Annotated in this window: 1 protein-coding gene; it reads right to left on the bottom strand. The window is 77.5% G+C overall.

Annotation, left to right across the window (positions count from 1 at the left end; all coding sequences use genetic code 11):
* Window positions 1-105 precede the first annotated feature (105 nt).
* On the bottom strand, window positions 106-1137 hold the full coding sequence (locus ACFW2E_RS36745) for a lactonase family protein (protein ID WP_384473331.1): 1032 nt from the start codon (window positions 1135-1137) through the stop codon (window positions 106-108).
* Between the last annotated feature and the right edge of the window lie 96 nt (window positions 1138-1233).

Genomic DNA, 1233 nt, shown 5'->3' with positions numbered 1-1233 from the left:
GGCCCGGCCCCCCCCCCGCGCCCGGGTGCGGCGCCGGCCCCCCGCGGGGGCGGGGGGGCCCCCCCCCCCCGTGCGCGGGGGATCCGCGGCCGGTCGGCGGCGGGCTCAGCCGAATACCACGCAGGAGGCCGCGGGCACGGCCACCGCGCCGTCGTAGCGCGGCATCCCGGTCTCCGGTTCGATCGCGAACCAGGTCACCTCGCCGGAGCGCTCGTTGGCCGTGTAGAGGAAGCCGCCGGACTCCGCGAGGGCGCGCGGCCAGTGGCCGCCGCAGGGCACCGTTCCGGTCAGCCGCAGCCCCTCCCCCTCGACGGCGAACACGGAAAGGACGTCCTCGCCGCGGGTCGCGGTCCACACGAAGCGGCCGTCGGGTGAGGCGACGATGCCGGAGGGGTAGGCGTCGCCGGCCGGAGCGCCGGGCAGGACCGGTGTCTCGGTCAGCGGCTTCAGGGATCCGCTCGCGGCGTCCCAGCGGCACACGGTGACGGTCGGGGTGAGTTCGTTGACGACGTAGGCGTACCCACCGCCCGGGTGGAAGGCCAGGTGGCGGGGGCCGGAGCCGGGGCGCAGGGCGATCTCGCGGTGCAGCGCGAGCGTGCCCCGGTCCAGGGCGCACACCCGTACCGAGTCCGTACCGAGGTCGACGCTGACGGCCCAGCGGCCGCTGGGATCGGGCTGGACGTGGTGGGCGTGCGGGCCGCGCTGGCGGCGCTCGTGCGGGCCGGATCCGGTGTGCTGGAGCCGGCCGGACGGGATGGGGGCCAGGGTGCCGTCCGCCCGCAGGGGCACGGCGGTGACGCTGCCGGAGCCGTAGTTGGCGGTGAGGACGTGTCCGGCGTGCAGGCTGAGGTGCGTGGGCCCGCTGCCGCCGACCGGCACCGGCGGACCGGCGAGCCGCGGCTTGTCGCTCTCGACGCGGTACGCGGCCACCGCACCGTCGGTGGTCTCGCTGACGGCGTACAGCGTGTCGCCGTCGGAGGAGAGGGCGAGGTACGACGGGTCGGGGACGGCGTCGACGCTCGCGAGCACCGCCAGCGCGCCGGTGTGCGGGTGGACGGCGGCCGTGACGACGCCCGGGCCCCCCGCCGCCGTGAACGACCCGATGAACGCCCTGCGCCGCCTGCCGTCGTCTGCCACAGCTGTCCCCTCTCGGTCCGAGCCAGTCCGGGGCCGCCTCCGGGGCCGCTTCCGGGGTCACGCCGGGATCGTGTCCGGGGTCACAGGGGTGGGTGG

The organism is Streptomyces sp. NPDC058964 (assembly GCF_042741275.1).
Classification (GTDB): Bacteria; Actinomycetota; Actinomycetes; order Streptomycetales; family Streptomycetaceae; genus Streptomyces.
The sequence above is the reverse complement of the archived record's forward strand: the minus strand, read 5'-3'. Positions and strand labels throughout refer to the sequence as shown.